The sequence below is a fragment of the Dysgonomonas sp. ZJ279 genome (assembly GCF_011039205.1).
In the GTDB taxonomy this organism is placed as follows: Bacteria; Bacteroidota; Bacteroidia; order Bacteroidales; family Dysgonomonadaceae; genus Dysgonomonas.
The window spans coordinates 261,675-282,472 of the sequence record NZ_JAAKEL010000003.1 but is presented as its reverse complement, the minus strand read 5'-3'; the positions used below and the strand labels follow the sequence as shown (position 1 = coordinate 282,472).

Here is a 20,798-nt window from a genome sequence, read left to right as displayed (position 1 = left end):
TTTTTAAAGTCAATAACAATGCGTTAAAAAGCATTTAGCATATAAAGCGACCTAAATAATAGATTCTTAACATGTTTTAAATTAACAAAACAAAGTATAAGTCGCAATTACAGCCATAATTTATTCCCAAATATCATTGTCCAAATAGTTAAAAACAGGTAAGTTTGCTAATAATATTTTCAACAATTATTTTTACAGATTAAAGCATTATCGCTTTTCCTGTAACAATTTTGCCAAAAACTATCAATTAAACACCAAATTCTAAATGGAATCTATTCGTCATCTTTACAATATGGGATACGGTCCTTCCAGCAGCCACACAATGGGGCCGCAAAAAGCTGCTTTGACATTTAAAGAAAAAAATCCAGAAGCACAATCCTTTCGGGTTACTCTATATGGAAGCTTGGGGGCTACCGGAAAAGGCCATATGACCGATGTTGCTATTATAAATACATTAGCCCCCCAAGAGGTAGAGATAGTATGGAGACCCGAAATAGTATTTCCTTTTCACCCTAATGGAATGAAATTTGAAGCAATCGTTGACGGAAAATCAATAGATGAATGGATAATTTATAGTATCGGAGGCGGTAGTCTTGCCGACGAAAACACAAAGGCAAACAGGACTTCGCTATACGATAAGACAACGATGGACGACATACTCGAATGGTGTCAAAAAACGGGGAAAACATTTTGGGAATACGTAGAAGATACAGAAGGCAAAGATGGGATAACAGAATACCTAACGGAGGTATGGAATACAATGAAAGCTGCTATCGAAAAAGGTTTGGAAGCCGAGGGGTTATTGCCCGGTGGTTTAGGGCTACAACGCAAAGCCTCTACTTATTTTACAAAAGCGAGAGGGTATGAAGGCTCGATGAAAAGCAGAGCCCTTATATATGCGTATGCCCTAGCCACATCGGAAGAAAATGCAGCAGGAGGAAAGATAGTAACAGCACCAACTTGTGGCTCGTGTGGTGTACTGCCATCTGTATTATACCATCTTAAAGTAGGTCGTAATATCAGCGATGCAAAAATAATAAGAGCTTTAGCCACAGCGGGGCTAATTGGTAATATAGTAAAATTCAATGCCTCTATATCGGGAGCAGAAGTTGGTTGCCAAGGAGAAATTGGTGTTGCCTGTGCTATGGCAGCAGCAGCCTCAGCACAACTGTTCGGTGGTTCTACCCAACAAATCGAATATGCAGCAGAAATGGGATTAGAGCATCACCTTGGTCTTACCTGCGACCCTGTATGCGGTTTAGTTCAGGTTCCATGTATAGAAAGGAATGCTTTCGCAGCTGTACGTGCACTCGATTCATGCTCGTTCTCCATGCTATCGGACGGTAAACATTTGGTCAGTTTCGACAAAGTAGTGCTTACAATGCAGCAGACAGGACACGATTTGCCCAGCCTTTATAAGGAAACATCGACAGGTGGTCTGGCTATATACATGAATCAATCTGATAATTAAGTAAACGATCGAAAAATAAAACATCGGGTATTTTACTGTACTAATTACTTAATTATAACAGCATATTTTATAACTTTGCACCTACAAGTAGGTAAAGCAAAACATTTAACATTGCGTTCTATACTTAATCAAATAATAAACAGGTCGGTGACCTCAATTTCTCATATATAATGAATGATATAAAATTAGTCGAAAAAGCAGCTGACAATATCCGCATTCTAGCGGCTGCAATGGTCGAAAAAGCTAAATCGGGACATCCCGGTGGAGCTATGGGCGGAGCAGATTTCATCAATGTACTGTTTTCTGAGTTTTTAGTATATGATCCATCAAATCCGAAATGGGAAGGTCGTGACCGATTTTTCCTCGATCCCGGACACATGTCTCCAATGTTATATGCAACATTAGCATTGACAGGCAAATATTCATTAGAAGATCTTAAACAATTCCGTCAATGGGGTAGCTGCACTCACGGGCATCCCGAACTCGACGTGATGCGTGGAATAGAAAATACATCAGGTCCACTCGGACAAGGACATACATTTGCTGTTGGTGCTGCCATCGCCGCTAAATTTCTGAAAGCCCGTTTCGGAGAAGTTATGGATCAAACAATCTATACTTTTATATCTGATGGTGGTATACAGGAAGAAATTTCGCAAGGAGCAGGTCGTACCGCAGGACATCTGGGACTTGATAACCTTATTATGTTCTACGACTCAAACGGTATCCAACTATCAACCCCGACCAAAGAGGTATCGGAAGAAGACGTAGCCGCTAAATATACAGCTTGGGGATGGAGAGTTATTACAATTAAAGGTAATGACACTACTGAAATCAGAGCTGCACTCACTGAAGCTAAACTAGAGAAATCTAAACCAACCCTTATTATAGGAAATACAATAATGGGTAAAGGTGCTGTGAAAGATGACAAATCTTGTTTCGAAGGAAAAACATCTACTCACGGACAACCATTAAGCGCAGCAGGGGCTTCGTTCGACAAGACAGTTGAAAACTTAGGTGGAGATGCTCAAAATCCGTTTGCAATATTTCCTGAATCTAAAGATTTATATGCAAAACGTGCCAATGAATTAAAAGAAATAGTTGCTGAGAGAAAAACCCAAAAAGAAGTATGGGCCAAAGCTAATCCAGAACTTGCAGAAAAAATGCAAAAATGGTTCGATGGCTATATACCTACAATAGATTGGGAAAATATCGAACAAAAACCAAATCAAGCAACACGTGCAGCTTCAGCTACGGTACTCTCTGTACTAGCTCAAAAAGTGGAAAATATGATAGTTTCCTCTGCCGATTTATCTAACTCTGATAAAACAGACGGATTCCTTAAATATACGAAAGCGATACAAAAAGACGATTTCACCGGAGCATTCTTGCAAGCGGGCGTATCTGAATTGACAATGGCTTGCCTATGTATAGGTATTACATTGCATGGTGGAATGGTAGCTGCTTGCGGAACATTCTTCGTATTCTCGGACTACATGAAACCGGCTATTCGCTTGGCTGCATTGATGGAAGTACCTGTAAAATTTGTGTGGACTCATGATGCTTTCCGCGTAGGAGAAGACGGACCGACTCACGAACCAGTAGAACAAGAAGCTCAAATCCGTCTGATGGAGAAACTTCAAAACCATAGTGGTAATAACTCTATGCTGGTTCTTCGCCCTGCAGACGTATCGGAAGCTACTGTGGCTTGGAAAATGGCAATGGAAAATAAGTCTACTCCAACAGGCCTTATTTTCTCAAGACAAAATATAAATGACCTTCCTGCTAAGGACAACCGTTATGCAGAAGCTCTTCAATCGGACAAAGGTGCTTATATAGTACAAGATGATGCCAATTACGATGTTATTCTTTTAGCATCAGGTTCGGAAGTATCTACATTAGTGGACGGAGCTAAACTATTACACGCTGACGGAATCAAGACACGCATCGTATCTGTACCGTCAGAAGGATTATTCCGTAAACAAAGTAAAGAATATCAGGACTCTGTGATACCGACAGGAAAGAAAGTATTCGGATTGACAGCCGGACTTCCTGTTACTCTGGAAGGATTAGTTGGATGCAATGGTAGTGTATGGGGTCTAAACTCATTCGGATACTCTGCTCCTTACACCGTACTAGACGAAAAACTTGGGTTCACAGCTCAAAACGTATACGAACAGGTTACTAAACTCTTGAAATAATTATAGATATGGAAGCATTATTTCCACAAGGCGAAAAGTCGATTGGACTATGTAGCGATCATGCAGGGTTTGATATGAAGAAATATATTATAACTCTTTTTGACGAAAGAGGAATCAGATATACAGACTTTGGTACATATACCAACGAAAGTTGCGATTATCCTGATTTTGCACATAAGTTAGGAGCGGCAATAGACAACGGAGAGTGTGATTTTGGCATTTCTATATGTGGAACAGGTAACGGTATAAATATGGCTTTGAATAAACATCAGGCTGTTCGTGCCGCTTTATGCTGGAATCCATATGTAGCAAAAATGGCCAGAGCGCATAATAATGCTAACGTATTGACGCTTCCGGGACGAATGATTTCTGAACAAGAAGCTTACGAGATGATTGTTACTTTCTTCACAATTCCATTCGAAGGAGGCAGACATCAAGCTCGGATAGACAAAATACCTTTAAGATGAGAGATTATACTTATTAGATAGGAAGAGATGGTTTAAATTAAACCATCTCTTTTTTATTTCGACATATTCAGATAATTATTTAACAGCCTCCCATTCACTCTTCAACATAGAATAATACAATCGGCTTACATAAGCACCATCTATGTAAAAATAATCTCTCAATGTACCTTCATATCGAAATCCGTTTTTCATAATTACACCTTGTGATGCAATATTCTTTTCTTTGTGGCAAACCTGTATCTTATGAAAATTAATCTTGCTAAATCCATAATTAATAATATTCCGAACAGCTTCCGATGCATATCCTTTACGGTGAAACTTGCTTCCTATACAATATTCTATCTCTCCGAAGTGATTCTTACTATCTACTAAGAAAAAAGCTATTTGCCCGATACAGATTCCCGTCGATTTCTCTATAATGGCCCATCTGTATTTATCATCAAGGGTATACGAACCTATGTATTTATCTAATAGAATTTTCACTTCATCTTTAGTGGTATAAATAGGTTCCGAATAAAGGAATTGAATCTTTGGATCGCTAACCCAATAGTCCAACATATTTTCATTATCATCGTATGAAAACTTCCGAAGTATCAGATTTTCTGATTCTATAGTTTGTGTTCCGTAATGTGTAAGCATAAGTATATTTTTCGATTAAAGTTATTTTATATAACACGAATATAAATATTTCTTAGTTATCTTTTGCATATTGCTAGTTTTATAATTTAACACTATTATGTATATCTTAAAAAGATAATTTAGAAAACATAACTTTGTATTGATCTCATTTATCATTCAAAGAATTTATTTATAACCTTGAAAATGCTATATTTGCAGGAATAAATCAATACAGATATAATGAAAGGAATTATTCTTGCTGGCGGAAGTGCAACACGACTTTATCCCCTATCTAAGGCAATATCAAAACAGATCATGCCTGTTTATGATAAACCAATGATTTACTATCCATTATCAACCCTTATGTTGGCTGGTATCAGAGAGGTATTAATAATATCAACACCCCGCGATTTACCCATGTTTAGAGAACTTCTAGGTTCTGGAGAAGAACTAGGTATGCGATTTGAATATATAGTTCAAGAAACTCCGAATGGTCTGGCACAGGCTTTTGTGCTGGGAGAGGAATTTTTAGACGGAGAATCCGGTTGCCTAATATTAGGTGATAATATGTTTTACGGACAAGGATTCTCGAAAATGCTTAAAGAGGCTGCGTCTCTAAATGAGGGCGCATGCGTATTCGGCTATTATGTAAAAGATCCCCGTGCTTACGGTGTAGTAGAATTCGATGATGAGGGTAAAGTAATTTCTCTGGAAGAAAAACCAGAAAAACCAAAATCGAACTATGCTGTTCCCGGTTTATATTTTTATGATAAAACTGTTACAGCAAAGGCAAAAGCACTCCAACCATCGCCCAGAGGCGAGTATGAAATAACAGACTTAAATAAATGTTATCTTGCCGAAAACACATTACAGGTGAAGTTGTTCGGACGTGGATTTGCATGGTTAGATACAGGAAATTGCGATAGCCTTCTTGAAGCAGGCAACTATGTAGAAACAATTCAAAACAGACAAGGTTTCTATATTGCGTGTATTGAAGAAATTGCATGGCGTAACAAATGGATTGATGATATTCAACTGAAGTCATTAGGAGAAAAGTCGGATAAAACAGCATACGGACAGTATATACTTAGTCTTGTTGATTAAATAAAAGATATGAAATTTACAGAACAAAAAATAAAAGGAGTTTGGGTTATTGAACCTAAAGTATTTGCAGATGAAAGAGGCTACTTTATGGAATCTTTCAGAAAAGAAGCATTCGAACAACATATAGGTAAAGCCGAATTCATACAAGATAATGAATCTAAATCGACAAGGGGAGTTCTCCGAGGAATGCACTATCAAACAGGAGAATTCTCTCAGGCTAAGCTAGTACGTGCCCTACAAGGAGCGGTACTAGACGTTGTTATCGATATCCGCAAATCCTCTCCTACTTTCGGTGAATATGTTGCTGTTGAACTGACAGAAGATAACAAAAAACAGCTATTTGTTCCAAGAGGATTCGCTCATGGTTTTCTTGTATTAAGTGACGAAGCTGTATTTGCATATAAAGTAGACAATATATATTCTCCAAAGCACGAAGCTTCTATATTATGGAATGATCCGACAATCAATATTGATTGGAATATCAACGAAAGCGAAATCATCTTATCGGCAAAGGATCAAATAGGGAAACAACTAAATGAAGCTATACTGTTCGATTAATAAATGACAAAAAGCCCAAGTCATAAAAAGAGAAAGAAGAGAGTTACTAAACGGTCTTCTTCAAAAGACTCGATAAAAAGATATATCTTTTTATTTCTGCTGGTAGTGGGTACTGCATTTACAATATTCTTTACAGTCAAAAAACTTACAGTTGAGCCAAATGATTTCGAATCGAATAAGTATTTTATAAAAGGATTAGATGTTTCACACCATAACCCTATTCTCAATTGGGAAATAGTAATGGAACAAGATATCAGCTTCGCCTACCTGAAAGCAACTGAAGGAACTTCGCACGAGGATCGTAACTATCCCTATAATTATGATTTAGCAAAGAAGACAAATATAAAAGTCGGCTCTTATCATTTCTATTCATTTGGCTTATCGGGCAAAGAACAGGCAGCTCACTTTATTAAAATAGCAAAATGTAAATCGGGAGACATGCTTCCCGCTATCGATGTAGAACATTCACCGGCAAACCCATATAGTAAAGATCCGACATATATAGCTTTAGTTATAGAAGAACTTAAGGTTTTAGAAAATGAGCTATACGAGTTTTATGGCGTTCACGCTATTATCTACACAAATAAGGACTGTTATAAACTCTATATAAAGAATAAATTTCCAAACAATTTTATATGGATGTCCGATCTGCACAAAGAACCGTCGAAAGATATAAATTGGAGGATATGGCAATTCTCCCATAAAGGAGAGCTACCCGGTATTGTTGGCGATATAGATCTAAATTACTATCGGTATTCTTTTGATGAATTTAAAGAATTATTATTACCTTGACACACTGAATTATGTCTTCCCAATATATGAAATATAAATTTCTAATTATACTATCCTTTTGCTTATTGCTTACATCCTGCTTCGAGGAAGATAAATATACTGATTCGAAGAAAGGTAACTTTGAAGCTTTGTGGAAAATAATGGATGAACACTACTGTTTTTTCTCATTTAAAGAAGTTGACTGGAATGATATTTACAGTAAATATTCTGTACGTGTAAGTGAGGATATGAGTAATGATGCATTATTCACTCTATTGGGGGAAATGCTGGCTGAGGTGAAAGATGGGCATGTAAATCTGGTAGCAACTCACAATACAGCCCGTTATTGGAAATGGTTTGAAGATTATCCGGATAATTTCGACACCAAAATACAGAGAAACTATATTGGCACTGACTACAGTATTGCCAGTGGATTAAAATATAAAATATTTGAGGATAATATCGGCTACATCTACTACGAAAGTTTTTCCAGTGGCATAGGTGAAGGTAATCTCGATCAGGTAATAGGCCGTATGTCTTCGTGTGACGGAATTATCCTTGACATTAGAAATAACAAAGGCGGTTTCCTTACTAATAGTGACAAGTTAGCATCACGTTTCTTCAACAAAAAAACATTGGTAGGTCATATACAGCACAAAACAGGTAAAGGGCATAACGATTTCTCGAAACCATACGAAACATACATAGAACCTTCGGACGGAATTCGCTATCAGAAGAAGGTAATAGTCCTTACAAATCGTAGCTGTTACAGTTCTGCAAATAATTTCGTCAATGCAATGACGTATGCGCCTAACGCAACGATTGTGGGCGATAAAACAGGAGGAGGTAGCGGAATGCCTTTCTCTTCCGAAATTCCTAATGGATGGTCTGTCCGTTTCTCTGCTTCGCCGATGCTTAATGCCGAAATGGAACAGATAGAATTCGGGATCGATCCTGATGTCAAAATAGATATGTCAGAGGCTGATATTGCTGAAGGTATCGATACTATTATTGAAGAAGCCCGGAAGATAATCAAGAATAATTAAGAATTTAAACAAGGCTCCTTAGCTTCTTTTTTCGTAACTTTAGATACTCTAATAATCTAAAATTACCGATCAACATTATGCCTAAAATTACTAAAGAAGCAGCCTTGCTTTACCACTCATCCGACAAACCGGGTAAAATCGAAGTTATACCTACTAAACCCCATACAACCCAAACCGACTTATCTCTAGCTTACTCTCCGGGAGTAGCCGAACCGTGTTTGGAAATAGAAAAAGATCCTCAAAAAGCATACGATTATACGATAAAAGGCAATCTCGTTGCTGTGATATCTAATGGTACTGCCGTGCTAGGATTGGGAGATATCGGTGCTTTAGCCGGTAAACCTGTTATGGAAGGCAAAGGATTACTTTTTAAGATATTTGCCGGAATCGATGTGTTCGATATTGAAGTGGATGAAAAAGACCCTGAAAAATTTATACAAACAGTAAAAGCCATATCCCCTACTTTCGGTGGGATCAATCTTGAAGATATAAAAGCTCCCGAGTGTTTCGAAATCGAGAGACGATTGAAAGAAGAGCTTAATATCCCTGTTATGCACGACGACCAGCATGGTACAGCCATTATATCGTCAGCGGCATTATTAGGAGCACTCGACATATCGAAAAAGAATATAGGCAAAGTCAAACTCGTAGTGAATGGAGCAGGTGCATCAGCTATTGCGTGCACAAAACTATATATGCGGCTCGGCGTCAAGAAAGAGAATATAGTAATGTGTGACAGCAAGGGTGTAATTTCCTTAAAACGAGATAACCTGAATGAGACAAAGAAAATATTTGCTACCAAGCGTGATATAACAACTTTGGAGGAAGCTATGGTCGGTGCTGACGTATTCTTAGGGTTATCTGCTGCCGATGTACTCACAAAAGATATGATACGCTCTATGGCAAGCTATCCGATTGTATTTGCACTTGCTAATCCCAATCCGGAGATAGCATACGATGATGCAATAGCTTCGCGCGAAGATCTTATATTTGCAACGGGACGCTCCGACTACCCTAATCAGGTGAATAACGTATTAGGATTCCCTTATATATTCAGAGGGGCTCTGGATGTGCAGGCAACAGGTATTAACGAAGATATGGAATTAGCGGCAGTACATGCCTTGGCTGCTTTAGCAAAAGAACCAGTCCTCGACGTTGTCAATTCGGCTTATGGTCTTAATAAATTATCATTTGGCAATGGATATATTATACCAAAACCTCTCGATCCGCGATTAATGACTAAAGTATCTATGGCTGTAGCAAAAGCTGCTATGGATAGCGGTATTGCACGAAAACCGATCAAAGACTGGGTAGCTTATGAAAATAAATTGTCTGAAATGATGGGGTATAGCAATAAACTTATCCGAGAACTGAATGCCCTTGCTAAAAGTAGCGAGAACAGACGCGTTGTTTATTGCGAAGGTAACCACATCAATATGATTAAGGCCGCAATAGTATCTTCCAGAGAAGGATTCTGCGACCCTATCTTACTAGGTAGCGAAGAACGCATACGAAAAATAGCTAACGAGAACGGATTAGATTTAAACGGCATAGAAATTATTAATCACAGACATATATCAGAAGATGTTCGCCGCAGTAAATATGCAACAATACTAAGTGATAGAAATTATAGAAAAGGTATCCGCTTTCAAGAAGCTTTCGAAAAGTTGAATGATCGCAACTACTTTGGAATGATGATGGTCGAAACAGGGGATGCTGATGCTCTTATCACCGGTGTTTACAGCCATTATCAGGAGTTTGCAGAAACGGCTATTGAAGTTATAGGCTTAAAACCGGGTTGTAATCATTTTGCAGCGATGCATATTGTACAAACTAAAAAAGGTCCGTATTTCCTTGCCGACACGTTAATCAATCGCTGGCCATCAGAAGAAGTATTAAAGGAGATTACCAAACTGACCTACGACGCTGTTAAATATTTTTCAGTCGAACCTGTTATGGCAATGTTATCATTCTCAAACTTCGGTGCAGATGATAATGGTAGTCCTAAAAGTATATCGAATGCTGTTGAGTATTTCCATGAGAATCATCCTGAAATGATAATAGACGGCGAAATGCAGTTGAACTTTGCGATGAATAAAGAGTTGAGAGATAAGACATTTCCATTCAACACATTGAAAGGGAAAGATGTGAATACACTTATTTTCCCGAACCTGAGTTCGGCCAACATCTCAAGCAAACTCTTAATGGAATTGGGTATTGCGGGCGAAAGCATAGGGCCAATCCAGATAGGATTGCGCAAACCTGTACATTTTACAGATATAGAAAGTTCGGTTCGCGATATTGTAACTCTGACGGCTGTAGCTGTTGTAGATGCAATTGCGAATAGAAAAAACGAATAACTTAAATTTGAATAATGAAAAAGTAGATGTGTCATAAGTAAAATATCCTGCAAAAGGATTACTCTCTTTTGTCATTCTGAACGAAGTGAAGAATCTCAGCTCTACATAAGAGATCCTTCTCTTCGTTCAGAATGACAGAATCATACGAAAACTACTTATGACACACCCTCTTTGTATACTACTATAATCGCTGATTAAATCAGATTAATCCTCTCGATTTAAATTCAAGATATTTATTTATTGAATCAATTGTCAGATTTTCAGGCTTAGACAAAATAGTGTGTATGCCATGCCTATTAAGTTCTTTCACTATCAACAATTTATCATTCGACAGCTTCTCTGCCATCCCTCGGCGAAAAGTCTCTTCCATATTAGTTGGAGAAGTTTCTAAAATATCATTAAACTCCGAATTGAGAAAGAATGCCACCAATACTAAATGATCCTTAGCCAAATGGCTCAGATATTTCAGTTGACGGCGCATACCATTCACTGTTTCAAAGTTAGTATAGAGAATTACGAGGCTGCGTTGTGTCAACTTACGACGTACTGTAACAAATAAACGTTCGTAGTCTGATTCTTTGAAATCAGTTTGTTGAGCGTATAGCATTTCTAAAATACTATTTCGTTGACGACGACGCTTGTCGGCCGGAAGTATATCATCAATATTCTTCGAGAAGGTTATAACACCTGCTTTATCACCTTTATTTAAGGCTGTGCTACAAACCATTAGAGTCGAATTGATCGCATAATCGAGAAGCGTCATTTCATTAAATGGCATCTTCATAGTACGCCCTTTATCAATAAGACAATATACCGGTTGTGATTTCTCTTCCTGATACGTATTTACCATAAGCTGGCTGATTCGTGCCGTAGCCTTATAGTTAATAGTGCGAGGATCATCACCTAATACATAATGCTTAATGTGATCAAATTCCGTTGCATGACCAATCCGCCGTATCTTTTTAACTCCGTAGTCTGTCAAACGATTAGACGCTGCAAGCAGTTCATATTTATGCATTTCTAAAAAAGATGGATATACGGCTACATATTTTTGTTGATCGAAAACATAACGACGGCTTACCAACCCAAAGACGCCTGTCACAAAAATATTTATTGCACCGAATAAATACACACCTCTTTCGGTAGGGCGCAGATTATAGTGAAATACGTCACTCCTATCTACTCCTAATGATGTTTTAAATATAAGATCACGTTTTTGAAACTGAAAAGGAACTTCTTCGACAATTTTGATACCTATCTTAAACGGATAATCATTTCTAATCGATATCGATATAGGATTCTGATCTCCATTAGATAATCGGTCGGGACAATCTCTCGATGCTTTCACCCCATCCTTCTGACGATAGACTGCTACAGTATCTACAATGAACAAGATACCCAACACACCTATAAATACCAACATGAAAAGGAAGAAGGCTTGAAAAATAAAGCACAGAATAAGCCCTAACACTATTAACGCAAGTGTCAGAAAGAATCGATTGGAAAGATACAAGCTCTTAAAGAATCGAATTATCGGGGAACCTCCGTTTTGTCTATTAGTTGACATATTATTGTGTCGGTAGAAGTACCGTCCATTTCTTTTTCGGGTGTTAATAATATCCTGTGGCGAAGTACAGGCACTGCCATTTCTTTAATATCGTCGGGAGTAATAAAATCGCGGCCTCTTATCGCAGCCAAAGCCTTAGATGCGTTCAATATCGCTAACGATGCACGCGGTGATGCTCCTAATGTTATCCATGGACTCTGACGCGTAGAACTAACTATTTGCGCTATATACTCAAGTAGATGGCGCTCTACTAATACTTTCTCGATAGACTGACGTAGAGATTGTAATTTAGAAGCTGTTAATACCGGATTGATGCCAACCTCAGCCGATAACTCTCCCTTATTTTGTCTATCTAGTATTGTTATTTCATCAACAATATTGGGGTAATCAACTGATATCTTAAATAGAAATCGGTCTAGCTGAGCTTCCGGTAAACGATATGTACCTTCCTGCTCTATTGGGTTCTGAGTAGCAATAACAAGAAATGGATAATCCATTTTGTAAGTTGTACCATCATTTGTTATCTGGCGTTCTTCCATCACTTCAAAAAGTGCAGCCTGCGTTTTAGCCGGTGAACGGTTTATCTCATCAATAAGAACTATATTAGAAAAAATAGGCCCTTGTTTAAATTCAAATTTCGAGGCTCCCGGCATAAATATACTAGTGCCTAATACATCCGAAGGCATTAGATCGGGAGTAAACTGAATACGGCTAAAACCGACATCAATCGTTTTTGCCAACAATTTTGCAGACAGTGTTTTTGCTACTCCCGGAACACCTTCTACCAACACATGTCCGTTTGCCAAAATAGCAACTATCATCTGTTCTATTAGCTGATGCTGCCCTACAACTACACGCCCTATCTCACTCTTTATTCCTTGAACACTCTGGCTCAATTCGGAGAAATCTATTCTCGACTGAAAATCTAAATCTGACATATATTATTCTATTTTATTTATTCTTTACTGTTCTATAAAAATCTTCCAAGAGGCTATTATATTTCAAAAACATATCGTTAGGAACATCGTATAAAGTCGATATGTCTTTGTAATAAGCAAATATATCATTAAGTGTATCTTTTTCTGCTCCCGATTTAGTACTCAACAATTGAATAAATTCACTATCGATATATTCGGTTGACATATAATAGTTCTTACGTATATAATCCAAAAAATAAGCCTGTCGTTTCTCGGCTATAGCATGGAAATCTTTTTTTCGATAATACAGATTACTTATAGTATCCAAAAATTCGATAGAAGAATTAACCGGAGGATTTATGATAGGAATTATTCGTTGTGTACGCTTCGCTCTGAATATCATAAAAAGCAAAAAGTCGAGTAACGAAATACAGAGTGCAATAGTTAGCGGAATACTAGAAAGTATTACTCTAAACATACTCTGTTCTCCCAATGCCCCCTGCTTCTGATATTCGTCCCAGATGACTTTACTGCTGCGCGGCATGTAGGATAAACTGCGGAATGCAAAATCGTATTTATCTAGATTAAGTATATTTAGATTTGTAAATGCCATAGGAACCGAATGCAGGTAAAAATATCCATTGCCATATTTCACTTGAAGAAATACAGATTGTCCCTTTTTATTTTGTCCCAACGCACGCACCGCCAGTTTACAGCTATCGGTATTAAAATAAGTATCTGAATAAGCATTTGTGAATGCATATTCCTCATTGGGATAATCAACTAAAGTATAAATACTGTCGCTATCAAAATATGTTTTCTCTTCTTTAATCGTCAACGTATCCATCAGTAACCGAGAGAAACTTTCAGATGATATAAATACATTATTACCCATACCTACAAAATCGAGTAAGTACTCCAAATCCACTTTATCGAGGGTGAAATCTTTATTTACAAATATATAAGCAGTTGTATCCGGAATTTCGATACCGTCATACATACTCATGGGATCGTAAGTTGTATTATCCGTAACATTAGAGGCAGTTGTTGCTATAGCATCATCTTTAGCGATATTTTCCGGATCCGAATAGCTTGTTTCGTTATTATTGTCGTATGTATACTCATTATTGTTATATGATGAATCATTTTCTTCAAACTCATAGTCAGAATAATCATCATAGAAGAAGTACGAATTGAGCGTATCTTTTAAGTTATTATATATAGGCTTCCTTGTAGACCGGATCTTATTATCAGGAAAAACAGTTTTCAATAATTCATAACTAATGTATGTTCCATAGGGATTTGTATCAGTATTGTAAAATGTAGGCACCCAGCTAATTTCCTTCTTCTTAGACGAGTTTAAATAAATCAGTCCGACCAACATGACAACAATCACAGCAATTAATGCTATCCATTTCTTATCTTTCATCGGCTAGCATTTTATTAAAATCATTCATCTGAGAATTTACTCTAAAGAAAGCAGACTCATCTAACGGAAATTCGCCATACCACACATAATCGAATATAAAGGTTATTTCCAAAAACTTAGAACGTAATGTGTTATTCGATATTTCGTATTGATAATTATAATTCGTCTTATTCACACTCCACTTTATAATCGATTTATCTGATAGTGACTTCAAATTCCTAAGGTATAAAAAGCGAACTGCTAAACGATAATCGTTATTTCGCAAGGCATTAGCTATAAGAGTTTCAAACTCCATCTCATGAACATTCTCCGTATATATCTCGATTTCGGGTGTATCCATTTTCTTTTTACCTAATATGGCTTTAAAGTTGACACCCATCAATTTCAAAATAATAACAATGATAAGAATAACGAGAGCTACAATACCAATCCAGCCAATCAATCCCGATGATATCAAATCGCCTGCACCACCAAAAAGTTTATTGACCAGCCAAGAGAATAGTTTAGTATACCACGGTATATCAACCTCACTTTTCTCATCCATATATTGAAAACGTTCGTCTTTCTGATATTCCTCTATAATTGCCTTAGAAGGTATCCGAAAATCTACAGCTTCAACTTTCGACGAAACTGACAATGTATCTACTTGAGATAGCAGAGGTAAGCTAAAACAGATTAAGAGTATCATTACAATACCCTTAAACAACGTCTTATTTATTTTTATTTGAATCACTTATATTATATCAGCTAGACTTTAATAATTCGTATTATTATCTTGATTAATACCAATATCATCTATTTTTGTATCCATATTAATACCTTCTTTTTCATCGCGAAGGCTATAGTAAAGCATACCCAGCGTTATAGTAACAAGGGGAGCTACAAAGAAATCACCAACATATGCAATTAGTGTTGTAATAAAAATATAGGTATCACTGGCAAAGGCATCCAAACCAAAAACAGCACCTATACTCGCAAATAGCAATGGAATAGAGAATATCCCGCTAATAATGGCAACGACTATTACCACTAGAAGCACATACAAGAATACAGACCACCAATTACCCTGCACAAGATAATAGCTACGCTTAAGGCTACCAATAACAGTTTCGCCTTCGTTGATATACACATACGCATAAAACATACACGATACAGCAATAAAAACACCCGGTATAAGACAAAGCATTGTTCCCACTGAAACACATATCATATATACAAGCTGGCATACGAATACAGGAAAAATAACTTTTGAGAATCTCGACCAAACAGCAGCCGAATCTACTTTTCCATCCACAGCATCGATATATTCCGTCATATAACTGATTACATAGGTCATAGAGAATAGAGAACTCAACCCAACAGCCAAATATGCAAGCAGCGTATCCGATCCATATGCACTTAACATCTCCAATGGAGAAACTCCACTTAGCCGCCTCTGCAATTCGAACGTATCAGGCATTATATAAGCGGCAATTAATAACAGAGGTATAAAGAAACTGATTCCTTTACATATTGCACCATAATTCTGCTTCGCAAAGGCTAGAGCAGCTTCAATATTACGACCAAGATCTCTTGTTTCGAAAAGATTAATTTTCTGTGATTGTTTCATTCAATTTTCTATTTAGATAATAAGGGTAATAAAAAAAATACCATATAATAAATAATGCTGATAATATTATTATCGTAAGATTAAAATATACAGGCATGTGAGTCAAACGAGTAAGAAAACTCTCGATAAATCCGGCAACAAGAAATACGGGTATTAACCCAACTACTATTTTAAGAGCGTCTTTAGCTGCCCGACGTAGTGAATCTACACGCTTATAACTTCCGGGGAATAGCAAGCTGTTACCTAATGCGATACCGGCACCTCCGGCTATTACGATTGCAGATATTTCGAGTGTTCCATGCAACCAAACAGACAAAAGTGATGTTCCTAGCAGACCGTGTTCGAAAAAGAAATATTGAAATGTACCAAGCATTACTCCGTTAGAAAAAAGAACAAAAACTGTTCCGACCGAGAATAATATTCCATATATAAAGGCATAGAATGATACCATTATATTATTCGTCGAAATCATAAAAAACATTGGTGTCTCCTCCTGACTTTTATATATAGCCATCGGATCGCCACTCTCTATATTTTCTATAGTCTGATTTACATAAGCTTCGCCAAGAATAAGGTTTGCAAAATCTGAATCTTGCTGCTGCGAAAAAATTCCGAGCAGAACACCGGCAAACATGAACAGAAATGAATAAAGCATATATTTTCTGTATCGATACATAATAAGAGGCAGTTCGATTTTCCAAAAACGGGCAAAGCGACCTTTCTCTCTCTTACGATGTTTATATATATCAATGAAATAGCGAGCGGCAAGCTGATTCAAATATTTGACAGTTTGCGACTTCGGATAGAAAGTACGTGCATAAGACAAATCGTCTGTAAGCTCTATAAAGTTATCTGCTAAAGTTTCGGCCGGAATATCTTTATCCTCATTCTGGCTATCTATTTGCTGCCACTTCTCTCTATTTTCTTTAATGAATGCGGCTTCTCTCATCTAATTAAGTGTCGTTTTTTTAAATGATTGCTCCACAAATATAACCCTTTGTCCAAAAAGAATAAAGAAATACTCGAATAATCGTATAAAAAATATAAATTTGCCCTATGATTAAGTTTTTGGGCTTTTTAATTTATCTGTATGGCAATTGAAGTACAAACGACACAAAATGTAACGATAGACTACGAACCCGCAGGTATTGGATACCGGTTATTAGCATATATGGTCGATTGGCTTGTGATCATTACCTGGTTTGGAGTTTGGTTTGGAATACTTTACAATATATTCGATTTTAATTCTGGAAATCTATTCGGTTCCGAGCTCTTCTGGTTATTCCTTTCTATAATAGTTATTGGCCCTGCATTCTTTTACGATCTATTATTCGAAACAATGAATAACGGACAGAGTCTTGGCAAAATGTTGTTTAAAATCAGAGTAGTCAATATCGATGGTGCGCCCCCTTCACTCGGAGCATACCTGATAAGATGGCTGTTCAGACCTATAGATTTTTCGATGACAGAAGGTATTCTCGGACTAATAATGATTGTTGCAACAAAACGTTCACAACGCTTAGGAGACTATCTAGCCGGCACAACAGTTATCGATCTGAAAGTAAACTCGAAAAACAGAGAATTAAAAATATCCGATCTCGATTTCCACGAAGACTATAAAGTTAGTTACACGAACATTCTGGATAGATTGTCGGACAAAGATGTGCAAACTATAATTGCGATAACAGAAGACGACAAGATGAAAGATAACGATTACTTCAATAAACGTCTTGCTGATAGAATAAAAGCCATAACAGGCTATACTTACGATGGACCTGATAAAGTTTTCTTAAAAAAAGTAGTTAGTGACTATAACTACCTTTCCTTACAATAGGCAATCTCTTTTCTGATATATAAAAACAAAGCCTGCGATTTCTTCACAGGCTTTGTTTTATTTAAGAAGTTTATTTTGCTTTCTTTTTGCTCGTAGTAGTTTTTTTATCTGGAACAACTTCTGTTTTAGTATTGGCAGCTTTTGCCTCCACCGGAGCAGGCTTTGTATTCTTAGACTTTGCAGGAGCAGTTGTTTTTTCAGACGAAGCCGCTTTCTTTGCAGGAGTAACTTTCTCTTTTTCTGCCGACGGTTTCAGTTTAGTTAACTGACTTTGAAGTTTCTCTATTTCATCTGCCTGATTGTGAATAGTAGTCAATAAAGCATTCAATTCTTCATTATCGATCGTGCTAGGAAATTCGGCTTCCATACGTTCAATCAGATCACTCAATACATTCATATAGTTATTGAATGCCTCATAAGGTGATGTGTATGGACTAAAAGGCAGAGCTTCTTTAGTTCCCATATAATAAAAGTGGTCACTCGATTGAAGGTAAGTCCAGTCTTGTATCAATCGCTTCGATTCAGATAAATGAATACGATCTGCGATCTCATACAATTTGTTGAATGCCTCTTGCTGCAATGTATTGCCTAACCAAGGAGAAATATCCCTCTCCTCTCCCACCCATGAAATAGGGTTTAATGAAGATATGCGATCCACCGGCTTTAGCTTCTCTAATACATCGGATGGTGTAGAAAATGTTATGTTTTTATCAGCTGCAAATCTTGGCAAAGCCTTCATAAAATCGAATATACCAGAACTCCTCTTTTGGAAGTTTCCAAGAACTTCATAATTCATAAACAGATTAACTACCTGCTCTTCTTTTGGCGTATCTGCGATCCAATTGATGAACTTATCGGCAGTCAAAGGATATTCGTTCCAACTATAATTAGAAAACCGCACGGCAATATCATCGCTAAAACGTGAATTACGAAGCAATAATTTCAATTTGGGTTGCTCAGCCGACTGATAAAGATAGTTAGGACTTTTCCATCCTAGCGTGCGTTTCGCACCCTCGGTTATCATACCTGCAAAACCCATTTCATGAACCATTCTGGCTATTTCGTCTGAAAAGATAAGTTCGGAATTTCGAAATACTTTTGGTCGTTGTCCGAACAGCATTTCTATTTTATCGTCATGATGCTTTACTTGCTGCTGGAAACCGAGTGGATCGATCAGAGATACCAACGAATGCCCATAGGTTTCGGATAAGAACTCTACACACCCTGTCTCCGCTAATTCTTTAAAACCATCTATTACCTCGGGTGCATATATCTCTAATTGATCTAATGCCACACCCGATATGGAAAATGCCACTTTAAATTTACCCTTATATTCTTTTATCATATCCAACATCAACCTGTTGGCCGGAACAAAAGATGCTTCAGCTACGCGTTGCATAAAATCCTCATTAGCGAAGTCATCGTAGTAATAATGATCTCCACCAATATTGAAGAATCTATAACGTTTCAATCTATGAGGCTGGTGTATCTGAAAATAAAAACAAATCGTCTTCATATCTATTATAATTGAATTATTGACATAAGTTATTATATATATCCCGCACTTTCTGTCCGGCATATTCCCATTTTATTTCATCCACTTCGGCTTTCCCTTCTTTACTCAGAAAATCAGCCATGGCTGGATATGTACAAATTGAATAGATTGCATCCGCCATTGCTTCTATATCCCAATAATCTGTTTTTATAGCCATATTGAGGATTTCAGCACAGCCCGATTGTTTCGAAATAATAGTCGGTATACCACACTGCATAGCTTCTAGCGGAGAAATACCAAATGGTTCCGAAACCGAAGGCATTACATACACATCGCTTCGCTTCAACATCTCATAAACCTGTTTTCCTTTGAGGAAACCCGTAAAGTGAAAACGATCCGATATTCCTTTTTGAGCGGCTAAGTAGATCATTTTTTCCATCATATCACCGCTACCAGCCATTACAAAGCGCACATTATTTGCCCTTTCTAAAACACTGGCGGCAGCTTCGACAAAATATTCAGGTCCTTTTTGCATCGTAATACGTCCAAGGAAGGTGACTATTTTATCATTAGAGCCTCTAGTAGGATTTATCAACTGAATCTCGGTACTTAAAGGTTCTACCGCATTATGTACAGTAGTTACTTTAGCCGGATCCTGATGATATTTATCTATCACTGTGCGACGTGTTAGTTCGCTTACACAAAGAATATGATCGGCATTATCCATACCGTCTTTCTCTATCTGATAAACCTGTGGGTTCACATTTCCCCTACTTCGGTCGAAATCGGTAGCATGCACATGAATAACAAGAGGTTTACCCAAAACATTCTTAGCATGCAATCCTGCCGGATAAGTCAACCAATCATGAGAATGAATAATATCGAAATCATAAGTACGGGCTATCACACCTGCTACTATAGAGTAATTATTTATTTCCTGTAAAAGATTATCGGGATATTTACCCGAAAATTCGATACATCCTAAATCATTCGTTCCTATATAGTTGAAATCAGCATAGATATTATCACGCAAATTATAATACTCCTGGGGATCCATGTATTTTGACAAGTGTTCGTTTACAAAATCCCATTGTACATCGCGCCAAGCAACAGGAGTATTGCATGCGCCTATAATCTTAAGAAAACTCTGATCTTCGTCACCCCAAGGTTTTGGTATAACGAATGTAATATCCATATCCGGTTGCATAGCCATCCCTCTGGTCAACCCAAAGCTGGCAGTACCCAAGCCTCCTAGAATATGTGGTGGAAACTCCCAACCAAACATTAATGCCTTCATATATTTTTAGTTTTTAAGCAATCACAAATTGAGGAATAATAAGCTCTTATCATAACT

General features: G+C 37.3%; 18 protein-coding genes. 9 read left to right on the top strand and 9 right to left on the bottom strand.

The features are described 5' to 3' along the window. Positions 1-265: 265 nt before the first annotated feature. The 3 genes from G7Y57_RS06520 to rpiB all read left to right on the top strand — a co-directional run bounded on the left by G7Y57_RS06520 (position 266) and on the right by rpiB (position 4,136). Positions 266-1,471, top strand: coding sequence for an L-serine ammonia-lyase (locus G7Y57_RS06520; RefSeq protein ID WP_165021398.1), 1,206 nt, complete (start codon positions 266-268; stop codon positions 1,469-1,471). Between the two features lie 170 nt (positions 1,472-1,641). Then, a complete protein-coding gene (locus G7Y57_RS06515) occupies positions 1,642-3,669 on the top strand; it encodes a transketolase family protein (RefSeq protein ID WP_165021397.1) in 2,028 nt (675 codons plus the stop codon). 8 nt (positions 3,670-3,677) lie between these two features. Then, positions 3,678-4,136 (top strand): ribose 5-phosphate isomerase B, encoded by a 459-nt coding sequence (rpiB, locus tag G7Y57_RS06510; protein WP_165021396.1) that lies wholly within the window; start codon positions 3,678-3,680, stop codon positions 4,134-4,136. Positions 4,137-4,211: 75 nt separating this feature from the next. Here rpiB and G7Y57_RS06505 read toward each other — a convergent pair whose 3' ends face one another. Then, a complete protein-coding gene (locus tag G7Y57_RS06505; RefSeq protein ID WP_165021395.1) occupies positions 4,212-4,775 on the bottom strand; it encodes a GNAT family N-acetyltransferase in 564 nt (187 codons plus the stop codon). A gap of 219 nt (positions 4,776-4,994) precedes the next feature. On the opposite strand from G7Y57_RS06505, the gene rfbA reads away from it, so the two are divergent. From rfbA to G7Y57_RS06480, 5 genes are all read left to right on the top strand, one after another. Next, on the top strand, positions 4,995-5,858 hold the full coding sequence (rfbA, locus tag G7Y57_RS06500) for a glucose-1-phosphate thymidylyltransferase RfbA (RefSeq protein ID WP_165021394.1): 864 nt from the start codon (positions 4,995-4,997) through the stop codon (positions 5,856-5,858). 9 nt (positions 5,859-5,867) lie between these two features. Next, complete coding sequence (gene rfbC / locus G7Y57_RS06495; protein WP_165021393.1) at positions 5,868-6,416, top strand: dTDP-4-dehydrorhamnose 3,5-epimerase; 549 nt, start codon at positions 5,868-5,870, stop codon at positions 6,414-6,416. Positions 6,417-6,419: 3 nt separating this feature from the next. After that, positions 6,420-7,208, top strand: a complete 789-nt coding sequence (locus G7Y57_RS06490) for a glycoside hydrolase family 25 protein (protein ID WP_165021392.1) — start codon at positions 6,420-6,422, stop codon at positions 7,206-7,208. Positions 7,209-7,234: 26 nt separating this feature from the next. Beyond that, entirely contained in the window at positions 7,235-8,233 is a 999-nt protein-coding gene (locus G7Y57_RS06485; protein WP_255491357.1) for a S41 family peptidase, read from the top strand. A 77-nt stretch (positions 8,234-8,310) separates the two neighbouring features. Further along, positions 8,311-10,593: an NADP-dependent malic enzyme gene (locus tag G7Y57_RS06480; RefSeq protein ID WP_165021390.1), complete on the top strand. Its 2,283-nt coding sequence runs from the start codon at positions 8,311-8,313 to the stop codon at positions 10,591-10,593. Positions 10,594-10,792: 199 nt separating this feature from the next. On the opposite strand, the gene G7Y57_RS06475 is transcribed toward G7Y57_RS06480, so the two are convergent. From G7Y57_RS06475 to G7Y57_RS06450, 6 genes are all read right to left on the bottom strand, one after another. Continuing rightward, positions 10,793-12,160 (bottom strand): DUF58 domain-containing protein, encoded by a 1,368-nt coding sequence (locus G7Y57_RS06475; protein WP_165021389.1) that lies wholly within the window; start codon positions 12,158-12,160, stop codon positions 10,793-10,795. Next, a complete protein-coding gene (locus tag G7Y57_RS06470; RefSeq protein ID WP_165021388.1) occupies positions 12,124-13,098 on the bottom strand; it encodes an AAA family ATPase in 975 nt (324 codons plus the stop codon). The genes G7Y57_RS06475 and G7Y57_RS06470 overlap by 37 nt, the downstream gene beginning before the upstream one ends. Positions 13,099-13,111: 13 nt before the next feature. Next, positions 13,112-14,506 (bottom strand): DUF4350 domain-containing protein, encoded by a 1,395-nt coding sequence (locus tag G7Y57_RS06465; RefSeq protein ID WP_165021387.1) that lies wholly within the window; start codon positions 14,504-14,506, stop codon positions 13,112-13,114. After that, positions 14,496-15,194, bottom strand: a complete 699-nt coding sequence (locus tag G7Y57_RS06460) for a hypothetical protein (RefSeq protein WP_165021386.1) — start codon at positions 15,192-15,194, stop codon at positions 14,496-14,498. Before G7Y57_RS06460 ends, G7Y57_RS06465 begins: the two co-directional genes overlap by 11 nt. A 66-nt stretch (positions 15,195-15,260) precedes the next feature. Further along, entirely contained in the window at positions 15,261-16,115 is an 855-nt protein-coding gene (locus G7Y57_RS06455; protein ID WP_165021385.1) for a hypothetical protein, read from the bottom strand. Next, positions 16,093-17,064: a stage II sporulation protein M gene (locus G7Y57_RS06450; protein ID WP_165021384.1), complete on the bottom strand. Its 972-nt coding sequence runs from the start codon at positions 17,062-17,064 to the stop codon at positions 16,093-16,095. The genes G7Y57_RS06455 and G7Y57_RS06450 overlap by 23 nt, the downstream gene beginning before the upstream one ends. Before the next feature lie 141 nt (positions 17,065-17,205). Here G7Y57_RS06450 and G7Y57_RS06445 point away from each other — a divergent pair, with 141 nt between their 5' ends. Next, positions 17,206-17,949, top strand: coding sequence for an RDD family protein (locus G7Y57_RS06445; RefSeq protein ID WP_165021383.1), 744 nt, complete (start codon positions 17,206-17,208; stop codon positions 17,947-17,949). Between the two features lie 70 nt (positions 17,950-18,019). Here G7Y57_RS06445 and G7Y57_RS06440 read toward each other — a convergent pair whose 3' ends face one another. Together G7Y57_RS06440 and G7Y57_RS06435 are read right to left on the bottom strand one after the other, a co-directional pair. After that, the gene (locus tag G7Y57_RS06440) at positions 18,020-19,465 is read right to left on the bottom strand and encodes a glycoside hydrolase family 57 protein (protein ID WP_165021382.1); all 1,446 of its coding nucleotides are present in this window, start codon (positions 19,463-19,465) and stop codon (positions 18,020-18,022) included. 16 nt (positions 19,466-19,481) lie between these two features. Then, positions 19,482-20,741 carry a glycosyltransferase gene (locus tag G7Y57_RS06435; protein ID WP_165021381.1) on the bottom strand — a complete coding sequence of 420 codons (1,260 nt, stop codon included), beginning with the start codon at positions 20,739-20,741 and terminating at the stop codon, positions 19,482-19,484. Between the last annotated feature and the right edge of the window lie 57 nt (positions 20,742-20,798).

Bases quoted from the DNA above. Each gene is read 5' to 3' on its own strand.
- G7Y57_RS06520 (WP_165021398.1), top strand. From the start codon at position 266: ATGGAATCTATTCGTCATCTTTACAATATGGGATACGGTCCTTCCAGC.
- G7Y57_RS06515 (WP_165021397.1), top strand. From the start codon at position 1,642: ATGAATGATATAAAATTAGTCGAAAAAGCAGCTGACAATATCCGCATT.
- rpiB (WP_165021396.1), top strand. From the start codon at position 3,678: ATGGAAGCATTATTTCCACAAGGCGAAAAGTCGATTGGACTATGTAGC.
- G7Y57_RS06505 (WP_165021395.1), bottom strand. From the start codon at position 4,775: ATGCTTACACATTACGGAACACAAACTATAGAATCAGAAAATCTGATA.
- rfbA (WP_165021394.1), top strand. From the start codon at position 4,995: ATGAAAGGAATTATTCTTGCTGGCGGAAGTGCAACACGACTTTATCCC.
- rfbC (WP_165021393.1), top strand. From the start codon at position 5,868: ATGAAATTTACAGAACAAAAAATAAAAGGAGTTTGGGTTATTGAACCT.
- G7Y57_RS06490 (WP_165021392.1), top strand. From the start codon at position 6,420: ATGACAAAAAGCCCAAGTCATAAAAAGAGAAAGAAGAGAGTTACTAAA.
- G7Y57_RS06485 (WP_255491357.1), top strand. From the start codon at position 7,235: ATGAAATATAAATTTCTAATTATACTATCCTTTTGCTTATTGCTTACA.
- G7Y57_RS06480 (WP_165021390.1), top strand. From the start codon at position 8,311: ATGCCTAAAATTACTAAAGAAGCAGCCTTGCTTTACCACTCATCCGAC.
- G7Y57_RS06475 (WP_165021389.1), bottom strand. From the start codon at position 12,160: ATGTCAACTAATAGACAAAACGGAGGTTCCCCGATAATTCGATTCTTT.
- G7Y57_RS06470 (WP_165021388.1), bottom strand. From the start codon at position 13,098: ATGTCAGATTTAGATTTTCAGTCGAGAATAGATTTCTCCGAATTGAGC.
- G7Y57_RS06465 (WP_165021387.1), bottom strand. From the start codon at position 14,506: ATGAAAGATAAGAAATGGATAGCATTAATTGCTGTGATTGTTGTCATG.
- G7Y57_RS06460 (WP_165021386.1), bottom strand. From the start codon at position 15,194: ATGATACTCTTAATCTGTTTTAGCTTACCTCTGCTATCTCAAGTAGAT.
- G7Y57_RS06455 (WP_165021385.1), bottom strand. From the start codon at position 16,115: ATGAAACAATCACAGAAAATTAATCTTTTCGAAACAAGAGATCTTGGT.
- G7Y57_RS06450 (WP_165021384.1), bottom strand. From the start codon at position 17,064: ATGAGAGAAGCCGCATTCATTAAAGAAAATAGAGAGAAGTGGCAGCAA.
- G7Y57_RS06445 (WP_165021383.1), top strand. From the start codon at position 17,206: ATGGCAATTGAAGTACAAACGACACAAAATGTAACGATAGACTACGAA.
- G7Y57_RS06440 (WP_165021382.1), bottom strand. From the start codon at position 19,465: ATGAAGACGATTTGTTTTTATTTTCAGATACACCAGCCTCATAGATTG.
- G7Y57_RS06435 (WP_165021381.1), bottom strand. From the start codon at position 20,741: ATGAAGGCATTAATGTTTGGTTGGGAGTTTCCACCACATATTCTAGGA.